Origin of the sequence: Pragia fontium DSM 5563 = ATCC 49100 (assembly GCF_900112475.1) — a bacterium.
Taxonomy (GTDB): Bacteria; Pseudomonadota; Gammaproteobacteria; order Enterobacterales; family Enterobacteriaceae; genus Pragia; species Pragia fontium.
Genome location: NZ_FOLW01000017.1, coordinates 12,140 through 34,658 on the forward strand (window position 1 = coordinate 12,140; position 22,519 = coordinate 34,658).

Genomic DNA, 22,519 nt, shown 5'->3' on the forward strand with positions numbered 1-22,519 from the left:
CTATAATGAAGCTATTTATTAATAAAAAGAGGTGGTTTCAAAAAAGTTGAATATATGGAGTAAATAACTTGTTTTTTACATTACAGATAACTTTAACGATACAATAAATTAACATAATAAGTTAATTTGATTTTTTATACCTTTAAAATGGCAATGCCAGTCAAATAACTCACATAGTTTGATTTTTTCAACATAACTAACCAAATCAACCGAAGTGGGAAGTACTCTTATAATATCAAAGTGGATGAGTTGAAGAATTAACGTCTTCAATAGTATTGCGTTAGCATTTTAAAAACTATTCTGGGCCGTCGAAAGACGTTGATATCGACACAAGGTCATGCGGATTGATACTTCCTACCCCTATGACCATTGTGGTCAAGGTTCTTTCAATAGCTAATAGCTATCTTTCTGTTTCGAACCTGATTACATCAAACGAAACTCAATCATGAACAGTTCATTCAGCCCGGGATAAATGTCTGAGATCACCTGTTTTAGCTCGTCCAATGTCATATTTTCCTGATTGGCATGCTGCTGATTTAGGTCTTTAAAGTTCAAAGGCGTCACCGCCAGCACCTGAATATTGCAAAAAAATACCTCATCTTCATAGCGTGAAACTCGTACGACATCCCCAGCAACAAATTGTGCATCGCTGGCTTCCCGCAGAGTAATGGTTTTGCGGCCGGCCAAAATGTCATTTTCAAAACGAGAATAAAATGTGATGTTTTTCATGAGCGTTCCTGCTGGTGCTATCTGATAATCAAATGATGCCTTGGTTAACGTCTGGATAAATATAACTTAAGCCCCTACATAGTATAATATTTATTGATTTCGATATAGCAGTATTAACACAGATTAGCGTTAGTCTTTATTTTTTGATTTTAAATATTAATCGAATAAAATTTATATCCCTTGCATTATGGTTAAAATTAGTCCCTTATGGTCATTACGAATATTAACAACTTGAGGTTACTATGAGTAAAGGATTAAATAAAAAAAGAGACCAAAAGAAAAAGCCATTATTAACCCCAGGAGAAAAGAAAGCAGAAAAAAAAGCCAAGAAAAATGAACGCGAACAACAAAAAGATATTTTTTCTAATCTAACCTCTCATTAATCAAGTCACTTTCATTTCTTTCTGTTTAACCTGTCAAACAGGTTAATTTATTTCTATTCTATTATTTATAATGGATATTTTTGGAGCGTCATCATTATGATAGCCTATCTTATATTAGTACATCGTTATCCTGAGCAATTTAAACGACTATTTTCAGCTATCTATAATAAAGACGATCACTATTTGATCCATGTTGATAAAAAATCAGGTACTGGATTATTGAAAAACATCCGTGATTATTTAACCCACTACCCTAATGCCACCTTATTAGAAAGTGAAAAAGCCGTTTGGGGTGGATTTAGCTTGGTTAATATTGAACTCCGCGGTATGCGAAAATTATTAGAGTCAGGTATTAAATGGACATTCTTTATTAACCTTAGCGGTCAGGATTTCCCGTTAAAATCTTCTCAGTTTATCCATAACTATTTAACCTCTCACATAGGTAAAGATTTTATCAAGTTGTCTGAACAATATAAAACCAGACCAGAGACCCGACACCGCATCGAAGAGTATGTGACAGACTCAGGCAATGAAATTATTGCTAACCCAGAAAAAAAACGAAGCTTTATGCCGGGTGTCATACCGTATATCGGCAATCAATGGTTTATTCTGAGCCGTAAATTCTGTGAATTTTTAACCTATAGCCCTGAAGTGGATCGCTTTATTGATTTTTATCGCCATACCTTGATTGCTGATGAAGGTTTTTTCCAAACGGTGATCATGAATACCAGCTATCAGGCTAGCATTATCAATGATGATAAAAGAGAAATAGACTGGATTCCCATGGGAAAGATCAAATTACGCCCCAGAGATTACACTATATTAGATGCCGATTTACTGCAAAATACGCCTAATCTGTTCGCCAGAAAATTTGATGAGAATATTGACCAAAACATTCTTTCACTATTAGAAAAACATCTTGTATTGGAAAAGCGCACTGCTAGTACAGCTTGATACCCTCTCGATAATACCGTGATTCACGATATTTTGATGTGACTTAATCTTTCACAACATTTTGCATGTATTAACTGAGCACTATGCTGCACATGTTTCTTTGACTGAGATTTTCATCTACTCCGTTAATCGGCATCGCTTATTATTAATACATGCTTTTTTGCAGTCTATTCATAGGGTAAAATCACCGCCTGCTCCATCTCTCCATGATTGATGATAAAAACAAATAACACATTCGAAAAAACAGATTTGATCATTGACAGTAAAAATAATCGTCGTATGATTACCTTTAGTGGAATTCAAGGTGATGATTATGAGCCAACTAACCCCGCTTCAACTATTTAAATGCCTTTCAGATGAAACCCGCTTAACCATTGTTTTGTTGCTAAAAGAAGCACCCGAACTGTGCGTTTGCGAATTATGCGAAATATTGGATCTCCCTCAACCGAAAATCTCTCGACATTTAGCTATGTTAAGAGAAAACGATATCCTGCTGGATCGGCGTTCTGGGAAATGGATTCATTATCGACTGTCCCACAACATACCTATGTGGGCGGGAAATATTATTGAACAAGCTTATCTCAGCCAAGAGATGAATATTAAAATGCTCTCTAAACGTTTAAAAAACGCTGCTGGAATAACAACAATTAGCCCCATGTGCTTATAAAAATTTTACCTTAACATATCTGTTTTTTCGAATTTAATAGTGAATATAAGGAGTTAGCACCATGAAAAAAATCACTGTTTATGATCCTGCCCTTTGCTGTAGTTCTGGCGTTTGTGGGACTGATGTCGATCAATCATTGGTCAATTTTTCTGCCGATATTGATTGGATCAAACAACAGGGCGTAACGTTAACTCGCTTCAACCTTGCTCAACAACCGATGGCTTTTGTTGAAAATGAATTGGTTAAAAACTTTCTTCAAAATTCAGGGGCTGAAAGCTTACCTCTCATTTTTGTTGATGATGCTTTAGTTATGGCTGGCCGTTATCCGACACGAGAGGATATGTCTCGTTGGTGTGGTTTATCGTTAGCGCCGAAAATTAAAACTATTCAAAGTTGTTGCGGTGGCAATAGTTCCTGCTGCTAGAACATAAGGACTATGACAATGAAATTTTTACAGAACGTTCCCCCCTTCCTATTCTTTACAGGTAAAGGTGGCGTAGGAAAAACATCCATCTCTTGCTCGACGGCAATTAGCTTAGCTGATAAAGGCAAACGCGTTCTTTTAGTCAGTACCGATCCTGCCTCCAATGTGGGTCAAGTTTTTCATCAAACAATTGGTAATCACATCACTAAGATAGAATCAGTATCAGGCCTGTCAGCTTTAGAAATCGATCCGCAAGCGGCGGCTCAAGTCTATCGTGAGCGCATCATTGATCCTGTCAGAGGGATTCTACCTGACGACGTTGTTCGCGGTATTGAAGAGCAGCTTTCAGGCGCCTGTACCACTGAAATTGCAGCGTTTGATGAGTTTACCGATCTCCTCACTGATACCCGTTTATTCGCGGATTTCGATCATATCATTTTCGATACCGCTCCGACCGGACACACTATTCGACTGTTACAATTGCCAGGAGCCTGGAGCAGTTTTATTAACGAAAATCCTGAAGGCTCATCCTGTTTAGGTCCCTTATCAGGATTATCAAAACAACGTGAACGCTACGCTCAGGCAGTTGCCGAATTAGGAAATGAGAGTAAAACGCGGCTAATATTGGTTGCCCGAGCACAAAAGTCAACGCTAACCGAAGTTGCCAGAACCTATGATGAATTATTTCAACTCGGTATCAAAAACCAGTATTTAGTGATTAATGGTATATTGCCTGAAAGCGCCATAGACAATGATAAATTAGCTCAGGCTGTTTACCAACGTGAACAATTAGCATTAGCAAATATCCCTTCATCAGTAGCTTCGCTCCCCCAAGATCGCATTATCCTTCAACCCGTAAATTTAGTGGGTATAGATGCAATGCGTCATTTATTTAACACTGATGAAGTACTCATCAGTAAAGAACATCATGATCTGGCGCTCCCTACCATTGCCCCCCTTTCAACACTGGTTGAACAGCTTGCGAAAGATAAGCACGGTTTAATCATGTTAATGGGCAAAGGCGGTGTCGGTAAGACCACGTTAGCTTCAGCAATCGCAGTTAAATTAGCGGAAAAAGGATTAGATGTTCATTTAACCACCTCTGATCCTGCCGCTCATTTAGAGAATACGCTTCACGGTGCATTACCGCATCTTGAAGTAAGCCGTATCGATCCCGAAGCTGAAACCGAACGTTATCGCCAGAGCGTTCTAAAAAGTAAAGGGAAAGACTTGGATGATCAGGGACGTGCTCTACTGGAAGAAGATCTCCGTTCGCCATGTACTGAGGAAATTGCTGTATTTCAGGCATTTTCCCGTGTGATTCGCGATGCCGGTAAACGATTTGTCGTTATGGATACCGCGCCAACCGGACATACTTTACTGCTGCTTGATGCAACAGGGGCTTATCATCGTGAAATTGCCCAAAAAATGGGAAGCAATGGTCACTATGTCACCCCCATGATGCAACTACAAGATCCTCAACGCACCAAAATACTGCTTGTAACACTGCCAGAAACCACACCAGTATTAGAAGCCGGTAATTTGCAAGAAGACTTACGCCGTGCAGGCATTGAACCCTGGGCCTGGCTGATAAATAACAGCCTTGCCACTACCGGTACGACATCCCCTTTGTTACACCACCGAGCTGAACAAGAAATTGAACAGATCAATCTAGTTAAAGCGCAGTATGCCACTCGACTCGCTTTAATTCCGTTACAGAAAGAAGAACCTGTCGGAATTGAACGTTTAAACAAACTGGCAAAGTAATTCAATAACAATAATGGCAGGCGTTATCTCACCTGCCTAAATGGAGGTTTTTATGTGGTTGGCCGGTTCAATTTTTGTTCTGACCATTATTTTGGTTATCTGGCAACCGAAAGGGTTAGGTATTGGCTGGAGTGCGTGCTTTGGTGCCATTTTAGCGCTGTTGTTTGGCGTGGTTCATCTTGGTGATATTCCCGTTGTCTGGCAGATCGTCTGGAATGCCACCGCAGCCTTTATCGCGGTAATTATTATCAGTCTATTACTTGATGAATCAGGCTTTTTTGAGTGGGCTGCATTACATGTTGCCCGTTGGGGAGGAGGAAGCGGACGTAAACTATTTACTTACATTGTCCTACTCGGTGCAGCAGTAGCGGCCCTCTTTGCTAATGATGGTGCAGCATTAATTTTAACCCCTATCGTCATGGCCATGTTACTCGCTTTAGGTTTTAGTCGAGGGGCAACGCTGGCATTTGTGATGGCTGCGGGATTCATTGCTGATACGGCAAGTTTGCCATTGGTTGTCTCCAATCTGGTTAATATCGTTTCGGCAGATTTCTTTAACATCGGCTTTACTGATTATGCCGCAATTATGATCCCAGTGGACATTGCCGCAATCTGTGCAACCCTTGTCATGCTTCATCTATTCTTTCGCAAAGATATTCCACAAACCTATGAGATAGGATTGCTGAAATCGCCAAAAGAAGCCATACGCGATATATCAACGTTCAAGGCCGGATGGATTGTGCTGGTATTACTCCTCGTCGGCTTTTTTGGCCTCAATCATCTTGGCGTCCCCGTTAGTTTAGTGGCGGCCGTTGGTGCAATTATTCTGTATATCGTGGCTAAAAAAGGTCGTGTCATCGATACCAAAAAGGTGATACGCGGTGCACCATGGCAAATCGTTATTTTTTCCTTAGGCATGTATTTAGTGGTCTATGGCTTACGCAATGCAGGATTAACCCACTTTCTTTCTCAAATTCTGAATTACCTTGCAGAGCAAGGTCTATGGGCCGCCACTCTGGGTACCGGATTCCTCACCGCTATTCTGTCATCTATTATGAACAATATGCCTACAGTGTTGGTTGGCGCATTGTCTATTGATGGGAGCAACGCTACTGGACTAATCAAAGAAGCGATGGTTTATGCTAACGTTATTGGTAGCGATCTTGGGCCTAAAATCACGCCAATTGGCAGTCTTGCCACCTTATTATGGCTACATGTTCTGGCTCAGAAAAATTTGACCATTACCTGGGGTTATTACTTTAAGGTCGGGATCGTCATGACGCTTCCGGTGTTATTTGTCACGTTAGTCGCGTTAGCTTTGCGATTATCATTTACCGTATAAACAAATAAATACATAGACGGCAGGATTAACACTGCCGTTCTTGATTATTCAGAGGTGAACATGCATTCAGTAACTATTTATCATAATCCTGCTTGTGGTACGTCCCGTAATACACTTGAATTGATTCGCAACAGCGGTATTGAGCCAACCGTGATCCATTATTTAGACACCCCGCCAAGCCGTGAAGAACTGATCAAACTTATTGCGGATATGGGGATAACGACACGGGCATTACTGCGTAAAAATGTTGAACCCTATGAAACGCTGCAATTGGATGACGACCAATGGAATGATGAGCAATTAATAGATTTCATGCTCAAGTACCCTATTCTGATTAATCGTCCAATTGTGGTGACTGAATTAGGTACCAAGCTTTGCCGGCCTTCGGAAGTCGTGTTAGATATCTTGCCTGCCGCGCAGAAAGGGACATTTACCAAAGAAGATGGCGAACAGGTTATTGATGCTAATGGTAAACGAATTATCAAATAACTGAATCAGCGAAGTAGACAATTCAAGCCCAGGCAGTCCGTCACTGTCGGACTGCCTGGCAAACGTGCAAATAACGATTAATCTTGCAAATTAACGATGACTCGACCTCTGACTTTCCCATCCATTAATTTAGCGATAGTTGGAATCACTTGAGTCAACGGAATTTCAGCGCTGATTTTTTCCAGCAGAGATGCGTCAACGATGTTGGCTAGACGTTCCCAGGCACTTACCCTATCAGCATAAGGACGCATCACGCTATCAATTCCAGCCAAAGTAACGCCGCGTAAAATAAATGGCGCAACGCTACAGTTCAAATCCATACCTTGCGCTAATCCACAGGCCGCAACGGTTCCACCATAGGCAGTGCTCGCACACACATTGGCTAAAGTATAACTGCCAACGCTATCAACAGCACCCGCCCAACGTTCTTTCATCAGCGGTTTACCTGGCTCAGACAGCTCTTTACGGTCAATAACTTCTGCTGCACCAAGTTGATGAATTAAATACTCTGACTCTTCAGGACGACCGGTTGAAGCAATAACCTGATAACCTAATCGGGATAGTATGGCGATAGCAAAGCTCCCCACGCCACCATTTGCCCCGGTGACCAATATCTTTCCACTTTGTGGTGCGATGCCATTTTTTTCTAACGCCATCACGGCGAGCATCGCGGTATAGCCAGCAGTACCAATTGCCATGGCCTGCTTTGGTGTTAAACCTTTAGGTAATGGAATTAACCATTGGCTATTAAGACGAGCAATTTGTGCTAATCCTCCCCAATGTTTTTCCCCAACGCCCCATCCATTAAGGACAACGTGATCGCCAACGTTATATTTTGAGGTAGCGCTCTCTATTACTGTCCCCGCCAGATCGATGCCCGGAACCATTGGAAATTGACGTACTACCGGGCTTTTACCGGAAATGGCTAAGCCATCCTTATAATTTAATGAAGAATAGTTAACCTGAACAGTTACATCACCTTCTGGCAGTTGTGATTCATCTATTTGAGAGATATTGGCGTGATAACCGTTTTCATCTTTTTGAATTAAAATACCGTTAAACATCTATTTTCCTTATTAAAATTAGTTATAAATCAGGATTGATAGTCTATCTGTAAAGTAAAAAATCATTTAACCTTTTGAAATTAATTAAAATAGTTGGCACTTTGATTTAGCGTGTTTATCTATAAAAGTAGAAAAATTGCCGTAACACATGGTAAGCAATTTAATCTTTTAAACATAAAAAGTAGGGAATTTTATCACCAGAAAATACATATCCCTCCTGACCTTGTGGATAAATATGCATATTTATCCCTCGATTACGGATCAAGAAAAAATCAGGTAATAACTGATTTAGCAATGTAATGTCTTGTTGATTAGGATTGGTATTCTCTGAAATGAGGAACATCTTATCGCCATCTTGATGATAGGAAAATTTAATATGGATCTTGATTGGTCTGGCGGGTTCACCATTATAAGGAATAAACTCCCCCTGACTTTCAACTAACCCCACTCCTGCGTTAAAGCGATAATGAACATTAAGATCTAAAACATCACGGTTATTTTTTATATAAAACCGCCCATCACAAGAAAAATTATCTTTTTGATATAACATGTAGCCGTAATAGCCCACAAGAGCAAGAGACGCTAGCGTCAAAACTAAGAGATACGCTCGAGCAATCTTATTTTTCATTTTGTCCTCGAAAGTAAAACTCTGAATCACACTGAGTATCATTGGAAATAGCGGCACTATCACATCGAATGATTGAAGTATATTCGGCAGATTTATCCATCGTAATAAATAGCGTATTCATTCGACTACCAAGACAGGTGATGTTGTTTTTTTGTAAAAACTCGACATAGCGAATCAGATTCTTATCTTTCTTGGGCGTGTAAACCTGACATCCATTCATCTCGCTATCGAGTTTATAGCTATCAAGATACTTCTCTTGTTGTTTAACAAAAAAAGGATAGCTCATTAAAAGACTCAAAAAAATGATGCTGATAACAAACATCCCTATTTTATAGCGATAACTTAGATTAAATACGCGGGTTATTCCCTTCTCTTCCTTCTCTTCCTTCTGTAAGCCAGGGGTTATCAACGGCGTAGACGCTGGTTTTTCTGATTGGCTTGCAGTCGTTGCCTGAAAAGATGGAACATATAATTCTACTTTAACGTCCCCTGATAACATCAGACCTTTTTTAGGTACTGTTTTTATGATCTCTTCCGATAATCCTGCACTTTTTAAGCCCTTACGTAATAACGATATATTTTGATAAAACGTATTCGCGGTGACATAAGTCCCTCGCTGCATCCAAGCTTTATCAAAAAAATCATCCTTACTCACAATAGAATTCTGATGTTCGATAAGCAGCAACAAACACCGGCTTACAGGAAGGTTCAATGAAGTTTCCACACCACTATGATTACCTACAGGAACGAGGCGATGCTCATCAGGGTAGAAAACAACTCTATTATCAATGAGATAGTTTTTAGTCATATATTCATATGTTAAAAATAAAAGTTCAGGCGTTAATTCCACTTAATGCAACAAGTCTATCTTATGCCAACGATTAAGGCCAAATTAAGATAATAATTAACGATTCTTTCTTATTAAGATTTTTATGGCAAACGACCAATATCATTTAAATTCCATAGAAATCAATGAATTAAAAATAAAACTTAACATATTGAATAACATTTCCTTATTTAGTTATTAATAAGTTGAAATTGAGTAACGTAAATAACAGAACATCGTTAATCTTACTACCAACACAGGATTGCAGTGCGAGAAGAAGTCAATCACGTTAATGTTAACAATACATAATGCGTAACTATCATAAAGGGCAATTATGTCATACAAATGATATTTGCATAAAAATCAATGTGTAAGTTATACATTAACGATTTATAGTCGATATGAACCACAACTTAATTGGGTTAAAGTTTTAATGGTTGTTAAAAACATAGATTATTAAACTATATAAATACACATTATGGTTTTTTATGTTGATGATAAAATGATATGGCGTTTATGGTTGTTACTGCTGCCAATCCTGTTTACTTGATTTTATGAATGGTTATATAAATAAAAAACAACACATTGTATTGTGAATATGTCTTGATAACATCGTTAACTGATTTTATTGATACATTGAAATCAATTTTTTGTTAATTATAATTGTTGCAACTTATTTATATGACTCCAGTAATAGTGATTATATACCGCAATTACGGATGATGGCTGGTGGAGAAGTTATGAATATGAAACTACACGGTTTTTTAATTGGCTCAGATATTCAAGTGGATATTGATAATAAAAGATTAATTAGAATATCGTCTGAAAATTCATATAAAATCCTAAACCTTAGCGCGGTTGTTCTTAAAGACACCGTAATGAAGTTATTAATATTTCTTTTAACACATGCTAGCGATCACATTGTTAGCAATGAAGAAATATTGCAAAAAGTTTGGGAAGAAAACAATTTAAGCTCATCTAATCAACGCTTATGGCAAGTTGTTACTGAGTTAAAAGAAAAGCTATCTTTAATCGGCATGCCACAAGATTTCATCATCAATAGGCGGGGTGAAGGATATAAAATAAACTCTACACGTATAACACCATTATATTATAAGCAATAGTGGATTTATCTGATAATAACTAATACTTATTAATAGTATTTTCGACCAAGTAACTACTCGAATAGTAAAATAATATTTTTAATTTAACGGACTATAATATGAAAATAACTTACTCAAAAAATGCTGCTTGCCAGTTTTGTGGTAGTACCGAATTTATACGTAAGCATGGTAAATCAAAAATAGGCATTCAGCGATTTTGGTGTTTGTCTTGTAATAAGACATATCAAAGAAACTATATTTACAAAACTTATGATAGTTATATGCAGGCCATCATAAAAAACTTATTAAGTAAAGGACTGGAATCTGATGGGATAGCAAAGGCTTTAGCTCTTCCATCAGGAAGAGTAGATAAAATCATTTTCAGTCTTGACCAAAATAAAAAATAATAATTTATTTAATAATATCTAAATTCGTTATTTCACAACGCTAATGATATTACGCTGATAAAACTGTAAAAATAAATAAACACAAACAGGGAATTTCATTTGTGTTTATTTATTTCTACGTTAATAACAATGCTAGAAGTAAATTACTATAAACCAAATCAGTTTATGTCTCTTATTTAAAATGTAACTCCAGAGGAATTTATGTCTGTTAAACAAAAGCTATTTTTAGCACCTATCGCAGCATTAGTTATGACCTCTTGTTCTACCCAAGCAGCGACTAACGCACAAATTACCATTACCGGCCAAATTTCATCAGCCACTTGCGACCTCAATGTCACGCAAAGCAATATTGACTTGGGTACCGTAATTTCTGGTGATGTTGCTACTGCTGGTGCAATTGCCAGTACCAGTAAAGACTTTACCTTAAACCTGACTAATTGTAGTGCCGATCAAGGTGAGTCTTCTGTCATGAGTCTCTTTGCAAAAGGCACTCCGTTAGCGGCTAATACAAGCTACTTTAATAATATTGACGGTGGAACTGTCGGTGTTCAATTAACCGCAGCAGGTCAACCCGTTAAGCCAAATAGCAATACCGCATTAACCAGCCTTACTGGGTTAAAAACAGGTGATAGCGCACAGGTTCTGATGAATGCTCAATTATATTCAACCGTTCGTAATCCGGCTTCTCAGCAAATCGAAGCCCCTATTACCTTTTCTTTAGCTTATAACTAATCAATTCGAGCAACCTCTAATGAGGTTGCTTGATAACCCATTTTTGAGAACAGTATGTTACTTCATAAAAAATTATTTTACAGAACGTTAGTTGCCTTTTTAGGCATCGGTTTTCTATCCCAATGCTTCGCTTCAGGTGTAGGTATCAATGCCACGCGCGTTATTTTTACAGAGGGAAATGAATCGGCATCAGTGACAATTAGAAATAAGAGCACTGACGAATCTTATTTGGTGCAATCTTATATGACCAGTGCTCAACAAAACGGTTCAGCACCTTTTGAAGTACTGCCACCAATGTTTCGATTAGGGCCAGACAGTCGTAATGAAGTTCGTATTGTTGAAAAGAACCATCAATTACCGAAAGATCGAGAATCCGTTTTTTATTTTCATGCGCGAGCGATTCCCGCAAGTAATGGCAAAACGGATGGAAAAGAAAATAACGGTGTTATAAAAATAGCTTTAGAGAATGTGATTAAAGTTTTTTATCGCCCTAAAAATTTACCATCATCCCCAGAAAAGGCCCAAAGTGGTTTAGTCTTTGAATCGGTTTCTGGTGGATTTAAAGTTAAGAATCCATCTCCTTATTATATTAACTTAGCCAAAATGTCAGTGAATAATAAATCTATTCCACTGAGCATTGAAAAAAACAATGCCATGATTATGCCATTTGGCGAAATTTTTTATGCAACACCTAGCAATAAGGGACAAGTAACGTGGAGCACCATTAATGATTTAGGTGGGCATAATGAATACAATCAGAAAATTTAGTTTTCTAACCATCATTACGATTTTACTTACTCTACCTACAACACATTTAATGGCTGCCGATAATAATGCAGTAGCTTTAACAGCGCAAATTGGCAAAGGTTCTTGTTCATTTTCAACGAGTACCGATACGGTTGAGTTTAAAAACTATATTGTTAACGATTTTAAGTCTGGGGATGCAGTAGGTATTTTACCCCTTAAACTTTTATATCAATGCGAAGGCTATGACGATGGACTCAAAGCAACAGTTTCAGTAAGCGGTATGACCCCACAAGATACTCGAGTTTTTCTTTCAGGGTCTTCAACCGCATCGGGCGTTGGATTCATGTTAAAAGATGGCAACATTACGGAAACCACGGGTTTTTATAACGCAGGAACAACATTGATCAATGGAAAGTTATTTTCGGTCAACGCTGTTGCTCAAGGCGAGCACATTATTTCCATTGGATTTGTTAAACAAAATACGGCCTCAAATGTAACGTCAGGTAATGCTAATGCAGCGGTAACCTTTACCTTTGAGTTCCTTTGAGACTATATCAATATGTTTTTGCATGAAAAAATTATTTTTTTATTATTTTGCGGGCTCTTTTCCCCGCTCGGTTTAAGCGCAACTAATTCCGTTAATGTGACATTTGAAGCAAGTTTTTATTCCCGAACCTGCAAAGTCTCGGTGTCAGAACCAGAAATAAACTATGGTTATGTTCAGGCTAATAACATAGTTAAAAATGATGCTGGGGTCACAAATATGTTAAATCGAGACATTATATTAACGCTCAGCGAATGTACTGGAACAGGGAATTTAGGAAATAGTAGTACTGTCGTTGTTTCAGGTAACTCCACGACGATCAATGGTAAAAAACTATTTAAAGACAGCGGTAGTTCAAGCGGTGTTGGTATCAAACTTATCTCCGATGGCTTGGCTAAAACGGCCGGAGATAGTGTTTGGACATTAACCAGCAGTTCAACAGAAAACGATCAACATACTGTAACCGCCGCCCTTTCCTGCGGAGGGTGTCAAAATACAACCGGTATTGGTGCTGGTGATTTTAAAGCTTCAATAACGTTTACCGTTGTAACAAATTAAATATAAGGTTTTAATCACAATGCGAAAAATAACGAAGCTTAATACGCGGCAGCGCGTTTTTTTGATCCCTCTATTTTTATTACCGCTTACTTCTCAAGCTAATATCAGTTTGGATCAAAGCCGAGTTATTTTTGAATCATCACAAAAAAGCCAAATGATAACGATTCAAAATGACAGTGAAAAAACATACCTGATCCAAGCCAGAGTTCAGAATAATAATATTGATGGACCAAATTCTGATTCTTTTTTAATTGTACCGCCTCTATTTCGTCTTGAGGCGAATAGCCAACATGCGATGAAATTAATACCGCAGGATACTCAGTCATTACCCAAGGATCGTGAGTCAGTATTTTATTTTAGCGCGACCGCAATCCCGGCGACCAAACAACCTACAGAGCAGTCTCAAGATACGGCAAAACTATCCATTGCAACACGTTTAGTGATCAAGCTTTTTTATCGCCCGCAAGGTCTAACCATGTCCTATGAACAAGCGGTAAGCCAGTTGCAATTCACTGCATCGCCACAGGGAACTTGCTTTATTAATCCCACGCCTTATTACATCACAGTGAATAAAGCCTGGAGCAATGGCGTCCCCCTTTCTAATATCAGCGGATTAATGCTGGCGCCTAAAAGTGCGCAGCTCATCAAAAGCACGATAAAGAGTAAGCAGATAAATCTGCAGGCCATTAATGACTATGGCGGCATAACTCAACATTACCAATATTCCATTGTTTCAGGAGAAAAAACATGCCGTTTCGTCGATTAATCACCATTATCGTCTTTTTGGTGTTAAACCAGGCTTTACCCGTTTATGCAAAAGATGCAGGCGGTTTTAAATTTTCAAATATGCGCATCGTATTTTTGGAAAAGGATAAAGCGGGCGCCTTTGTTGAATTGGAAAATGGCAACGCCTCGCCTTTTCTTATTCAAAGCTGGATTGTACCTACCGATGCACAATCTGGTTTACCTACAGAGAAAAACGCATCAGCAGTAAATCAACCCTTTGTTATAACGCCACCTCTACATCGATTAGAGTCAGGTGAGCGCTATCGTTGGAGAATCCAACAAGTCAGCAAAACCGGATTAACCACAGATCGAGAGTCCGTTTTTTATGTTGCCTTAAAAGCCATACCGGCAACGGACAAGCAGTCCGAAAATAAAGGGGAATTTGTTTTGAGTCCGATCATTTATCAAAAACTCCTTTATCGCCCATCAGCATTAGAAATGCTACGTACTGATATGATCGCAGATCAAGCAACCTTCCGGCGTGAAGGGGAGCAATTGATTGTCAGTAATCCTTCCCCGCTCTATATGACATTTGCCACCCTACAAGTCGGCAATTATACCGTGGCGGATGATGAGCTTTACAAAATGGTTCCTCCTTTTGGCGAACAACGTTATTCCTTACCTAAAAATGTCACAGGTAACGTTATGTGGCGTCTGTTGAATGAATATGCCCTTGCCACTAAAGCAGAACTAAGACCTCTTTAATTTGCGTAATAATGAAAAAATCATCATGAAAAAGTTAACGGCACCGTTATATATTTCTCAGGGAGACTTTCCCAATGCCAAGCTTCCCTATCGGATATCGCTGATTGCTTTATTGATGGGTACCGTCTCATTAGCATATGCAGAAGATTATTTTGATCCGAGTTTGCTTAATTTGCCGCAGGGTACCGATCCAAGTCAGGTTGATCTGTCGTCTTTTACCAAACGAGAGCACACGCCAGCTGGACGTTACATGGTGACATTACTTATCAATCAACAAGATTCAGGTAACAGAGAGATTCAGTTTACGCCAGATCCGCAAGGTAATGTGGTTCCAGAGATAACCCCTAAATTATTGGCAGATTTAGGGGTCAATATTGATGCATTCCCGGCGTTAAAAGCCTTGCCGCCTGATGCACATATTATGGATTTAGCCTCATACATTACTGATGCCAAAATCACTTTTGATATGCCAAAACTGCGTTTAAATCTCAGCATTCCGCAGCTTGCCATGAAGCCAGATCACCTCGGATATGTCGATCCCAGCTTACTCGATCAGGGGATTCCCGCGTTACTACTGAATTATCAATTAAGCGGCGGCAAGCAATGGCTGAAAAGCGAGAATGGGACGCCTAACACTGAGAACAATAATCTTTTTGCCAGTGTCCGGGGCGGCGCTAATCTTTCAGCCTGGCGCCTGCGTAGCAATATGACTTACAACTACTCATCTTCTCAACATCAAGGGAATACCTATAGAACGGATAAAACCAATTTCTCAAATACTTATTTAATGCGTGATATCCAACCCTGGAAGTCTGAAATTCTGGTTGGTGAAAACAGTACTCAAAATGATGTATTAGACAGTATTCCTTTCAAAGGCGTTAGGTTGGCATCGAATGAACAGATGCTACCTACTAGCCTGCGTGGATTTGCCCCGCAAATTAACGGCATTGCTCAATCGAATGCCAGGATCACCATTCGCCAAAATGGCAATATCGTCTATCAAACTTATGTGGCTCCTGGCGCATTCAGTATTAAAGATCTCTATCCTACCGGTACAGCTGGCGATCTTGAGGTCACCATTACTGAAGAAGATGGTACGGTACGCACCTTTACTCAATCATTTTCTACCCTTCCCGTGATGTTACGTTCAGGGAGTGTCAAGTATGAAGTAACGGCCGGGCGCTATGATGGTGGAATCACGACGGATTCTAAACAGTCGGAGTTTTTACAAGGCTCGCTAATTTATGGCCTTCCCCATTCTGTAACCTTATATGGCGGAGGCATTGCAGCAAAAGATTATTGGGCTGGGGTGGCGGGTGCCGGCGTTTCATTAGGCGCATTTGGTGCTTTATCATCAGACGTGACCCATGCAACAGCAACCATTAATGATGAAAAACAAGTCGGTCAATCTTACCGAGTACGTTATTCAAAAAATTTACTTACCACAGGCACATCCGTTGACTTGACGGCACTACGCTACTCGACAAAAAATTATTACAACTTTACTGAGTTTAATAATAGTGGCTATAGCCTAAAAGAAGATGTTTCTCCTTGGTTAAACGAACGTCAACGGAATAGTTTTCAAACCTCGATTAACCAATCTTTAGGCGGTTGGGGTTCCATTTATATACAGGGTTCCCGCAATGATTATTGGGGGAAAAACGAAACGATTACCAACCTCTCTTTGGGGTATAACGGCAGTCTTAAGGAAATAAGTTATAACCTAAACTACGGTATTAACCGAACAAAGGGTGATGGCGACTGGCCAGAAAATCGCCAGATTATGTTCAGTGTTAACGTGCCATTGAGTGTATTCAGTCCGGCGAAAACGTGGCAAAACATCAGTAGCAACTATCAAATCACGCATGATAATCAGGGCGGAAATAGTCAACAGCTCGGCGTTAATGGTTATGCGATGGATAACAAATTCACCTATAACCTGACACAAAGTCATGACAATCAGGATCAGGGCAATAATGGCACGGTTAACATTGGCTATATGGGAGACTACGGCGATGTTGGCGGTGGTTATAGCTATGGGCGCAATACTCGATCCATTAATATGAATACCAATGGCGGGATGGTAGCCCATTCCGGCGGTTTAACCTTAAGTCGTTATTTAGGCAATAGCATTGCTCTGATTGAAGCTCCTGATGCGGATGGTACCACCTTAAGTAATGGCAATGCCGCAATCAACCAATTTGGCTATGCTGTTAGCCCCTATTTGATTGACTATAATAAGAATACTGTCAGTTTGAATCTCAATACATTGCCTGAAAATGTCATGCCGGACAAAACCTCAGTCAATCTGTATCCAACAAAAGGTGCTGTGGTTAAGGCAAAATTTGATACTCGTAAAGGCTATCAGGCTTTAATCAATTTACAAACCGATCGACCATTACCATTAGGTGCCATTGCTTCAATTAAAAACCCTAAAAACCCGAAGGATATCAATAGCAGCATTGTGGGTGAAAATGGCCAAACTTATTTTAGTGGTATGCCTGAAACAGGTCGAATTGATGTAACGTGGGGAGCTGATGCTTACCAATCCTGCGTAGCTGATTTTGATTTTGCCAATATCCCTGAAAATCAGTATTCATCCGTGCGTCAATTCACCCTAACTTGTCATTCAATCACAGATAAATAATGACCTGATTGTAGCCTGGCAACAGGCTACACATTCGTGCTATCACGTTCCATGATTTTACCCGCCGCGATTATTTAAAATGGAGTCGTTAACGGAATATCCACACACATTCCGTTTAACCGAGATGTGGCAATACAAAAAATTACCACTTTCAGTTACACTGTCACTTATATCTTATGCGGGGGAACGTCCGATCTCCCCGATTGTTCTTTTATTTAAATGGAAAAGCATCTGTTACTCCATCAAATACATCAATAAGTTTAACAAAAACTTCTAATTAGCTTATCATTATGTTGTTTATTTCATAACAAACAGACCATCGGTTGACCCGAAAGATACTTTGGTCACAACAAATAACTGATGTTCATACTCGTCTAAACATTTAGTTGCCACAGACAAACTATGACGGTTTGACATTGATAACCTCGGCCAGTGCCAAGAGGTTTATTATTTTAGGATTAAATAATCATGGGCATAACCCGCAGAGATTTTCTTAATGGTGTTGCTTTAAGCGTAGTAGCTGGAATGGCACCCATACAAATGCTAAAAGCCTCTCCCGATCTGGCAAACAAGGCGCTTCTTTACTATCCTCCTGAATTAACAGGATTACGTGGTAATCATAACGGTTCTTTTGAGAGCGCTCACGCTATCGCCCGCAGCGGCAAAAAATATGATTATGTCGATATCCCCGTAGAGGAAGAGTACGATCTGGTGGTAGTCGGTGCTGGTATTAGTGGCTTAGCTGCCGCTTTCTTCTACCAGCAACAAATGGGTAAAGATAAAAAAATATTATTACTTGATAACCATGATGATTTTGGCGGACACGCCAAACGTAATGAATTTACCACCCCTGAAGGTACCGTGCTGGGATACGGCGGCAGTGAATCACTGCAATCACCAAAATCCATTTATAGTAAAGTCGCTATGGGACTTATCGAAGCCCTTGGTGTTGATGTCGATGGTTTAGGTAACAGCTTTCAACAAACATTTTATCCCGATCTGGGATTAAGCCGCGGCGTATATTTTGATCGTGAAAACTTTGGCATCAATAAAGTGGTTGCCGGCGATCCGGGGCGTAACGTAGCTGATGATATTCCTCCCAATCGATTAAATGGCCGCAGCTATCGAGAGTTTATCTCCGACTTTCCATTACCGGAGGCGGATAAAGAAGCACTGATTACCCTACATGAAGAAACCGTCGATTACCTGAGTGGTATGTCTCAGGATGAGAAAGTTGAATATATCGCCAGCCATAGTTATACCCACTACTTACGCGATAAAGTTAAACTTAGTCCAAAAGCCATCAAATTCTTCCAGCAAAAAACCAATGATTTCCAGGCTGTAGGCATTGACTCAACGTCATGTGAAGATGCCAGACTCTGTGCTTTACCGGGTTTTGGTGCTCTGAATCTTCCGCCACTCGATGCTGAAGAACAATCGGAGTTGGACGATCCTTATATTTATCACTTCCCTGATGGAAATGCCGGACTGACCCGATTGCTGGTTCGCCGTCTGATTCCTGCCGTTGCGCCAGGCCATGACATGTACGATGTGGTACAGGCAAAATTTGATTACTCACAGCTTGATAAACCAGACTCAGCCGTACGATTACGCCTGAATTCGGCAGTATTACATACGGAAAACGTAGCCAATAATAAGGTAGACGTAACTTACCTGTTTGAAAATATCAAACTCAGAAAAATTCGCGCCGATAAAGTCATTATGGCCGGTTATAACATGATGATTCCTTATTTGGTGCCATCCATGCCGGATGTCCAGAAGAATGCGTTAAGACAAAATGTGAAGGCACCACTGGTTTATACCAAAGTGGTGATTAAAAATTGGCAGCCGTTTGTGAAATTAGGGGTTCATGAAGTTTACTCCCCTGCGGCACCGTACAGTCGTGTGAAACTCGATTATCCGGTAAGTATGGGGGGATATGAACACGCCAAGTCACCCGATTCCCCAATGTGCCTACATATGGTCTATGTTCCGACCATGCCGGGCAGTGCATTATCGCCACGTGAGCAATCAAGAATGGGCCGAACCACGCTGTTAGCGATGCCGTTCTCTGCCCATGAAAAAATGATTCGCGAGCAGTTGCAAGGAATGTTAGGTGACGCTGGTTTCAATCATGAAAGCGATATTTTGGCAATTACCGTCAACCGCTGGTCACATGGTTACTCTTATACGGTGAATTCATTATTTGATGATGAGAATGAGGCCGAAACAATCATTCAAACCGCGCGGAAACCGTTTGGCAATATTTTCATAGCCAACTCTGATGCCGACTGGAGCCCTTATGCCCATTCCGCTATCGATCAGGGATGGCGAGCAGTCGAAGAAATTGTTGCCACAATAACCACAACCAAATCTGCTGGAGGTGCCGCATGAAGCGTACTCTCTTAACTATCCTGCTGTGCGGTGGATTACAGTTTCAGGTTCAAGCACAAGATGTAACCAAAGGCGAATATCTGGCTCGTGCTGGAGACTGTGTGGCGTGTCATACCGCCGCTGGCGGTAAAGACTTTGCCGGTGGTAGACCCATGGAGACGCCTATTGGCATGATTTACTCCACCAATATCACACCAGACCCAGAGTTTGGTATTGGCAATTACAGCTTTGATGATTTTGATCTGGCAATGCGCGAGGGAAAAACCAAAGATGGTCGTCATCTCTATCCCGCCATGCCCTACACCGCCTACGCCAAGCTTAGCGAAGAAGACATGCGGGCACTGTATGACTATTTTATGCAGGGTGTCACGCCAGAAAAAGTAGCTAATCGTGAAAGTGATATTCCTTGGCCACTCAGTATGCGTTGGCCATTAGGTCTCTGGAACGGTATGTTCCACGAAAACCAACGTTTTGTCGCAGACAGCCAGCGTGATGCAGATTGGAATCGCGGTGCTTATCTGGTGCAGGGACTTGGTCACTGCGGCGCCTGCCATACGCCGAGGGGACTGGCATTTCAAGAAAAAGCCATGACTCAAACAGCGCCCGAGTTTCTTTCCGGCGCCGAAATTGACGGTTGGTATGCCCCGGATATTCGCGGAAATAAACTGAGTCAATCGGAATTGGTTGATCTGCTAAAAACCGGCAGTAGTCAGCATCAATCGCTAGCAGGGCCAATGGCAGAAGTCGTCACCTACAGTACCCAATACCTTTCGGATGCTGATTTACAAAGTATTGCCGTCTATCTCAACGCGTTGCCCGGTGACAAAGCGCCTGAGGCCAAACCAGCAGCAACGTTAGCGAATTATGATGAAGCTCAAGGTTTATATCAGACTTACTGCTCAACCTGTCATGGTCTGGATGGTAAAGGGGTTGCCAATGTGATTCCATCGCTGGCTAATAATCCAGCCATTGTACGGGATAATGCGCTGAATTTGATTCACGTTGTTTATTCAGGCGCTGACACACCGCGTACTGAAGGGCATATCTCTTATAAAATGCCGGGATATAAAGGCGTTATCAGCAATCAGGAAATGACGGATGTCTTGAACTATATCCGTAACTCATGGGGAAACAGTGCGCCATTGGTGACTTTATCTGAGGTTAATCAAGCCACCAAAGATAAGTAATATTTTCTGGCAACATCTCAACATCCGGGGTCTCGAAGACCCCGGTTCCCATCGGTGATCCACCGCCCAACGTCTCTATCTTCTTTGCTTTTAATCACCTGAAATTTTTAAAACTAGAAAGCAAGAAACAGATAGTGAGCGAATAAGCTTTATTTTTAGAATATGAAAAACTATTTACCCTGATTGAAGGGAAGTGACATGTTTCTAATAAATAATAACTTTAAAAAAATTTCTTGGTCTAATTTATTTGCTCAGTTTGCTGAACAAATCGCGCTGTCCGCAGCCCCCCTTGTCGCAGTATTGTTACTTTCAGCAACCGCCAGTGAAACAGCCTGGATACAAACCAGTCAAACACTCCCTTTCCTACTGTTATCAATTCCTGCAGGTCTCATTGTCGACCGTATTTCAAAGCGGAATTTAATGATAGGCGCGGAAATAATGAGGGCAATATCTCTAATTACTCTATTTTTACTTTTAATCTCAAGCTCAATGTCCCTGATACTCTTATCTTTACTCGGTTTTATCGGGGCTATCGGTACCGTTTGTTATAACGTTGCCTCGCCAGCTTATGTTCCTACCCTTATTCCTAAGAGTCGTTTAATCTCAGCTAATCGTTGGCTTGAACTGAGCAGAAGTATCGCTTATTCGGGTGGCCCAGCACTCGGTGGAGCTATTGTCGGTTATATTGGAGCACCCGTCGCTTATATTGTGGCGACTACGTTGTCGATTCTGGCATTTATGCTGTTGATGTCTTTACCTAAAGAAGCACCTCAAGCCAAAGTAAACCGACATATCTTGCAAGACCTTGCTGAAAGTGCTGGTTTTATCATTCACCACAGATATCTTCGCCCTATTTTGCTCACTGCGGTGTTTTTCAATATTTCATGGTTTATTGTGCAAGGCATTTACGTGGCATATGCGGCAACCCGTCTTGAGTTGAATGCAGCTCAAATAGGTTTCACCATTGGTATTTATGGGATGGGAATGATCGCAGGTGCATTTAGCTTAAAATACTTGGTACCGATTATGCCTTATGGCCTGATGATTGTTTTAGGCCCTCTGGGAGGATTAATCGCTGCCATCATGATGCTATTAACAATTTGTTTTCCTTATGTTTATTTGGCTGGTTTCAGTTATTTCTTATTTGGTGCCGGCCCAACAATTTGGACCATCATAACCGTATCTTTAAGACAATCCGTTACGCCTGAAAATATGATGGGCAGAGTTTCAGCCTTTTTTCTCACCACAACGTTTGGAGCCAGGCCGATCGGTTCCGCCATTGCAGCGCTACTCGCCGTTAATTATGGCGTGGAAAGCTGTTTATGGGTTGCCGTTATTGGCTTCGTCATACAGCTTATTATTCTACTTATATCGGAAGTACCACGGCTTCATCACTTAAATGAGGCGGTATAAATCGCGTGATAAGATAGCGCTAT

23 protein-coding genes are annotated in these 22,519 nt (G+C 40.4%); 19 read left to right on the forward strand and 4 right to left on the reverse strand.

Going from position 1 to position 22,519, the window contains the following annotated elements:
- Positions 1–423: 423 nt before the first annotated feature.
- Positions 424–729 carry a N(4)-acetylcytidine aminohydrolase gene (gene yqfB / locus BMZ28_RS16170; protein WP_047781033.1) on the reverse strand — a complete coding sequence of 102 codons (306 nt, stop codon included), beginning with the start codon at positions 727–729 and terminating at the stop codon, positions 424–426.
- A gap of 242 nt (positions 730–971) precedes the next feature.
- Between yqfB and BMZ28_RS17550 the strand changes: the two genes are divergently transcribed.
- The 7 genes from BMZ28_RS17550 (at position 972) to arsC (ending at position 6,755) form a co-directional block, all read left to right on the forward strand.
- Positions 972–1,112 carry a hypothetical protein gene (locus BMZ28_RS17550; protein ID WP_164720449.1) on the forward strand — a complete coding sequence of 47 codons (141 nt, stop codon included), beginning with the start codon at positions 972–974 and terminating at the stop codon, positions 1,110–1,112.
- A gap of 96 nt (positions 1,113–1,208) precedes the next feature.
- Positions 1,209–2,066 carry a beta-1,6-N-acetylglucosaminyltransferase gene (locus tag BMZ28_RS16175; protein ID WP_053007586.1) on the forward strand — a complete coding sequence of 286 codons (858 nt, stop codon included), beginning with the start codon at positions 1,209–1,211 and terminating at the stop codon, positions 2,064–2,066.
- Between the two features lie 313 nt (positions 2,067–2,379).
- Complete coding sequence (locus BMZ28_RS16180) at positions 2,380–2,733, forward strand: metalloregulator ArsR/SmtB family transcription factor (RefSeq protein WP_074824826.1); 354 nt, start codon at positions 2,380–2,382, stop codon at positions 2,731–2,733.
- Positions 2,734–2,794: 61 nt separating this feature from the next.
- On the forward strand, positions 2,795–3,157 hold the full coding sequence (gene arsD / locus BMZ28_RS16185) for an arsenite efflux transporter metallochaperone ArsD (RefSeq protein ID WP_074824830.1): 363 nt from the start codon (positions 2,795–2,797) through the stop codon (positions 3,155–3,157).
- A gap of 18 nt (positions 3,158–3,175) precedes the next feature.
- On the forward strand, positions 3,176–4,924 hold the full coding sequence (gene arsA, locus BMZ28_RS16190) for an arsenical pump-driving ATPase (RefSeq protein ID WP_074824833.1): 1,749 nt from the start codon (positions 3,176–3,178) through the stop codon (positions 4,922–4,924).
- Between the two features lie 52 nt (positions 4,925–4,976).
- Positions 4,977–6,266, forward strand: a complete 1,290-nt coding sequence (locus tag BMZ28_RS16195) for an arsenic transporter (protein WP_074824836.1) — start codon at positions 4,977–4,979, stop codon at positions 6,264–6,266.
- Between the two features lie 60 nt (positions 6,267–6,326).
- Positions 6,327–6,755, forward strand: coding sequence for a glutaredoxin-dependent arsenate reductase (gene arsC, locus BMZ28_RS16200; protein WP_074824840.1), 429 nt, complete (start codon positions 6,327–6,329; stop codon positions 6,753–6,755).
- Between the two features lie 77 nt (positions 6,756–6,832).
- Here arsC and acuI read toward each other — a convergent pair whose 3' ends face one another.
- The 3 genes from acuI to BMZ28_RS16215 all read right to left on the reverse strand — a co-directional run bounded on the left by acuI (position 6,833) and on the right by BMZ28_RS16215 (position 9,297).
- Positions 6,833–7,819, reverse strand: a complete 987-nt coding sequence (gene acuI, locus BMZ28_RS16205; RefSeq protein WP_074824844.1) for an acrylyl-CoA reductase (NADPH) — start codon at positions 7,817–7,819, stop codon at positions 6,833–6,835.
- Positions 7,820–7,979: 160 nt separating this feature from the next.
- On the reverse strand, positions 7,980–8,447 hold the full coding sequence (locus BMZ28_RS16210) for a YqeJ family protein (protein WP_047781041.1): 468 nt from the start codon (positions 8,445–8,447) through the stop codon (positions 7,980–7,982).
- Positions 8,437–9,297, reverse strand: coding sequence for a winged helix-turn-helix domain-containing protein (locus tag BMZ28_RS16215; RefSeq protein WP_126467581.1), 861 nt, complete (start codon positions 9,295–9,297; stop codon positions 8,437–8,439). Before BMZ28_RS16215 ends, BMZ28_RS16210 begins: the two co-directional genes overlap by 11 nt.
- A 716-nt stretch (positions 9,298–10,013) precedes the next feature.
- Between BMZ28_RS16215 and BMZ28_RS16220 the strand changes: the two genes are divergently transcribed.
- The 12 genes from BMZ28_RS16220 (at position 10,014) to BMZ28_RS16275 (ending at position 22,496) form a co-directional block, all read left to right on the forward strand.
- Positions 10,014–10,397, forward strand: a complete 384-nt coding sequence (locus tag BMZ28_RS16220; RefSeq protein WP_074824849.1) for a winged helix-turn-helix domain-containing protein — start codon at positions 10,014–10,016, stop codon at positions 10,395–10,397.
- A 98-nt stretch (positions 10,398–10,495) separates the two neighbouring features.
- The gene (locus tag BMZ28_RS16225; protein WP_074824852.1) at positions 10,496–10,783 is read left to right on the forward strand and encodes an IS1/IS1595 family N-terminal zinc-binding domain-containing protein; all 288 of its coding nucleotides are present in this window, start codon (positions 10,496–10,498) and stop codon (positions 10,781–10,783) included.
- A gap of 201 nt (positions 10,784–10,984) precedes the next feature.
- Positions 10,985–11,515, forward strand: a complete 531-nt coding sequence (locus tag BMZ28_RS16230) for a fimbrial protein (RefSeq protein ID WP_074824855.1) — start codon at positions 10,985–10,987, stop codon at positions 11,513–11,515.
- A 54-nt stretch (positions 11,516–11,569) separates the two neighbouring features.
- The gene (locus BMZ28_RS16235; protein ID WP_074824858.1) at positions 11,570–12,283 is read left to right on the forward strand and encodes a fimbrial biogenesis chaperone; all 714 of its coding nucleotides are present in this window, start codon (positions 11,570–11,572) and stop codon (positions 12,281–12,283) included.
- Complete coding sequence (locus tag BMZ28_RS16240; protein ID WP_074824861.1) at positions 12,261–12,809, forward strand: fimbrial protein; 549 nt, start codon at positions 12,261–12,263, stop codon at positions 12,807–12,809. Before BMZ28_RS16235 ends, BMZ28_RS16240 begins: the two co-directional genes overlap by 23 nt.
- A 12-nt stretch (positions 12,810–12,821) precedes the next feature.
- Positions 12,822–13,364: a fimbrial protein gene (locus tag BMZ28_RS16245; protein WP_074824863.1), complete on the forward strand. Its 543-nt coding sequence runs from the start codon at positions 12,822–12,824 to the stop codon at positions 13,362–13,364.
- A 19-nt stretch (positions 13,365–13,383) separates the two neighbouring features.
- Positions 13,384–14,130, forward strand: a complete 747-nt coding sequence (locus BMZ28_RS16250; RefSeq protein ID WP_074824865.1) for a fimbrial biogenesis chaperone — start codon at positions 13,384–13,386, stop codon at positions 14,128–14,130.
- Complete coding sequence (locus BMZ28_RS16255) at positions 14,112–14,855, forward strand: fimbrial biogenesis chaperone (RefSeq protein WP_074824866.1); 744 nt, start codon at positions 14,112–14,114, stop codon at positions 14,853–14,855. Before BMZ28_RS16250 ends, BMZ28_RS16255 begins: the two co-directional genes overlap by 19 nt.
- Before the next feature lie 25 nt (positions 14,856–14,880).
- Complete coding sequence (locus BMZ28_RS16260; RefSeq protein WP_083399710.1) at positions 14,881–17,502, forward strand: fimbria/pilus outer membrane usher protein; 2,622 nt, start codon at positions 14,881–14,883, stop codon at positions 17,500–17,502.
- A 468-nt stretch (positions 17,503–17,970) separates the two neighbouring features.
- Entirely contained in the window at positions 17,971–19,896 is a 1,926-nt protein-coding gene (locus BMZ28_RS16265) for an NAD(P)/FAD-dependent oxidoreductase (RefSeq protein ID WP_074824868.1), read from the forward strand.
- Complete coding sequence (locus BMZ28_RS16270) at positions 19,893–21,083, forward strand: cytochrome c (RefSeq protein ID WP_074824871.1); 1,191 nt, start codon at positions 19,893–19,895, stop codon at positions 21,081–21,083. The genes BMZ28_RS16265 and BMZ28_RS16270 overlap by 4 nt, the downstream gene beginning before the upstream one ends.
- A gap of 198 nt (positions 21,084–21,281) precedes the next feature.
- The gene (locus BMZ28_RS16275; protein ID WP_074824874.1) at positions 21,282–22,496 is read left to right on the forward strand and encodes an MFS transporter; all 1,215 of its coding nucleotides are present in this window, start codon (positions 21,282–21,284) and stop codon (positions 22,494–22,496) included.
- The last annotated feature ends 23 nt before the right edge of the window (positions 22,497–22,519 follow it).

Bases quoted from the DNA above. Each gene is read 5' to 3' on its own strand.
- yqfB (WP_047781033.1), bottom strand. From the start codon at position 729: ATGAAAAACATCACATTTTATTCTCGTTTTGAAAATGACATTTTGGCC.
- BMZ28_RS17550 (WP_164720449.1), top strand. From the start codon at position 972: ATGAGTAAAGGATTAAATAAAAAAAGAGACCAAAAGAAAAAGCCATTA.
- BMZ28_RS16175 (WP_053007586.1), top strand. From the start codon at position 1,209: ATGATAGCCTATCTTATATTAGTACATCGTTATCCTGAGCAATTTAAA.
- BMZ28_RS16180 (WP_074824826.1), top strand. From the start codon at position 2,380: ATGAGCCAACTAACCCCGCTTCAACTATTTAAATGCCTTTCAGATGAA.
- arsD (WP_074824830.1), top strand. From the start codon at position 2,795: ATGAAAAAAATCACTGTTTATGATCCTGCCCTTTGCTGTAGTTCTGGC.
- arsA (WP_074824833.1), top strand. From the start codon at position 3,176: ATGAAATTTTTACAGAACGTTCCCCCCTTCCTATTCTTTACAGGTAAA.
- BMZ28_RS16195 (WP_074824836.1), top strand. From the start codon at position 4,977: ATGTGGTTGGCCGGTTCAATTTTTGTTCTGACCATTATTTTGGTTATC.
- arsC (WP_074824840.1), top strand. From the start codon at position 6,327: ATGCATTCAGTAACTATTTATCATAATCCTGCTTGTGGTACGTCCCGT.
- acuI (WP_074824844.1), bottom strand. From the start codon at position 7,819: ATGTTTAACGGTATTTTAATTCAAAAAGATGAAAACGGTTATCACGCC.
- BMZ28_RS16210 (WP_047781041.1), bottom strand. From the start codon at position 8,447: ATGAAAAATAAGATTGCTCGAGCGTATCTCTTAGTTTTGACGCTAGCG.
- BMZ28_RS16220 (WP_074824849.1), top strand. From the start codon at position 10,014: ATGAATATGAAACTACACGGTTTTTTAATTGGCTCAGATATTCAAGTG.
- BMZ28_RS16225 (WP_074824852.1), top strand. From the start codon at position 10,496: ATGAAAATAACTTACTCAAAAAATGCTGCTTGCCAGTTTTGTGGTAGT.
- BMZ28_RS16230 (WP_074824855.1), top strand. From the start codon at position 10,985: ATGTCTGTTAAACAAAAGCTATTTTTAGCACCTATCGCAGCATTAGTT.
- BMZ28_RS16235 (WP_074824858.1), top strand. From the start codon at position 11,570: ATGTTACTTCATAAAAAATTATTTTACAGAACGTTAGTTGCCTTTTTA.
- BMZ28_RS16240 (WP_074824861.1), top strand. From the start codon at position 12,261: ATGAATACAATCAGAAAATTTAGTTTTCTAACCATCATTACGATTTTA.
- BMZ28_RS16245 (WP_074824863.1), top strand. From the start codon at position 12,822: ATGTTTTTGCATGAAAAAATTATTTTTTTATTATTTTGCGGGCTCTTT.
- BMZ28_RS16250 (WP_074824865.1), top strand. From the start codon at position 13,384: ATGCGAAAAATAACGAAGCTTAATACGCGGCAGCGCGTTTTTTTGATC.
- BMZ28_RS16255 (WP_074824866.1), top strand. From the start codon at position 14,112: ATGCCGTTTCGTCGATTAATCACCATTATCGTCTTTTTGGTGTTAAAC.
- BMZ28_RS16260 (WP_083399710.1), top strand. From the start codon at position 14,881: ATGAAAAAGTTAACGGCACCGTTATATATTTCTCAGGGAGACTTTCCC.
- BMZ28_RS16265 (WP_074824868.1), top strand. From the start codon at position 17,971: ATGGGCATAACCCGCAGAGATTTTCTTAATGGTGTTGCTTTAAGCGTA.
- BMZ28_RS16270 (WP_074824871.1), top strand. From the start codon at position 19,893: ATGAAGCGTACTCTCTTAACTATCCTGCTGTGCGGTGGATTACAGTTT.
- BMZ28_RS16275 (WP_074824874.1), top strand. From the start codon at position 21,282: ATGTTTCTAATAAATAATAACTTTAAAAAAATTTCTTGGTCTAATTTA.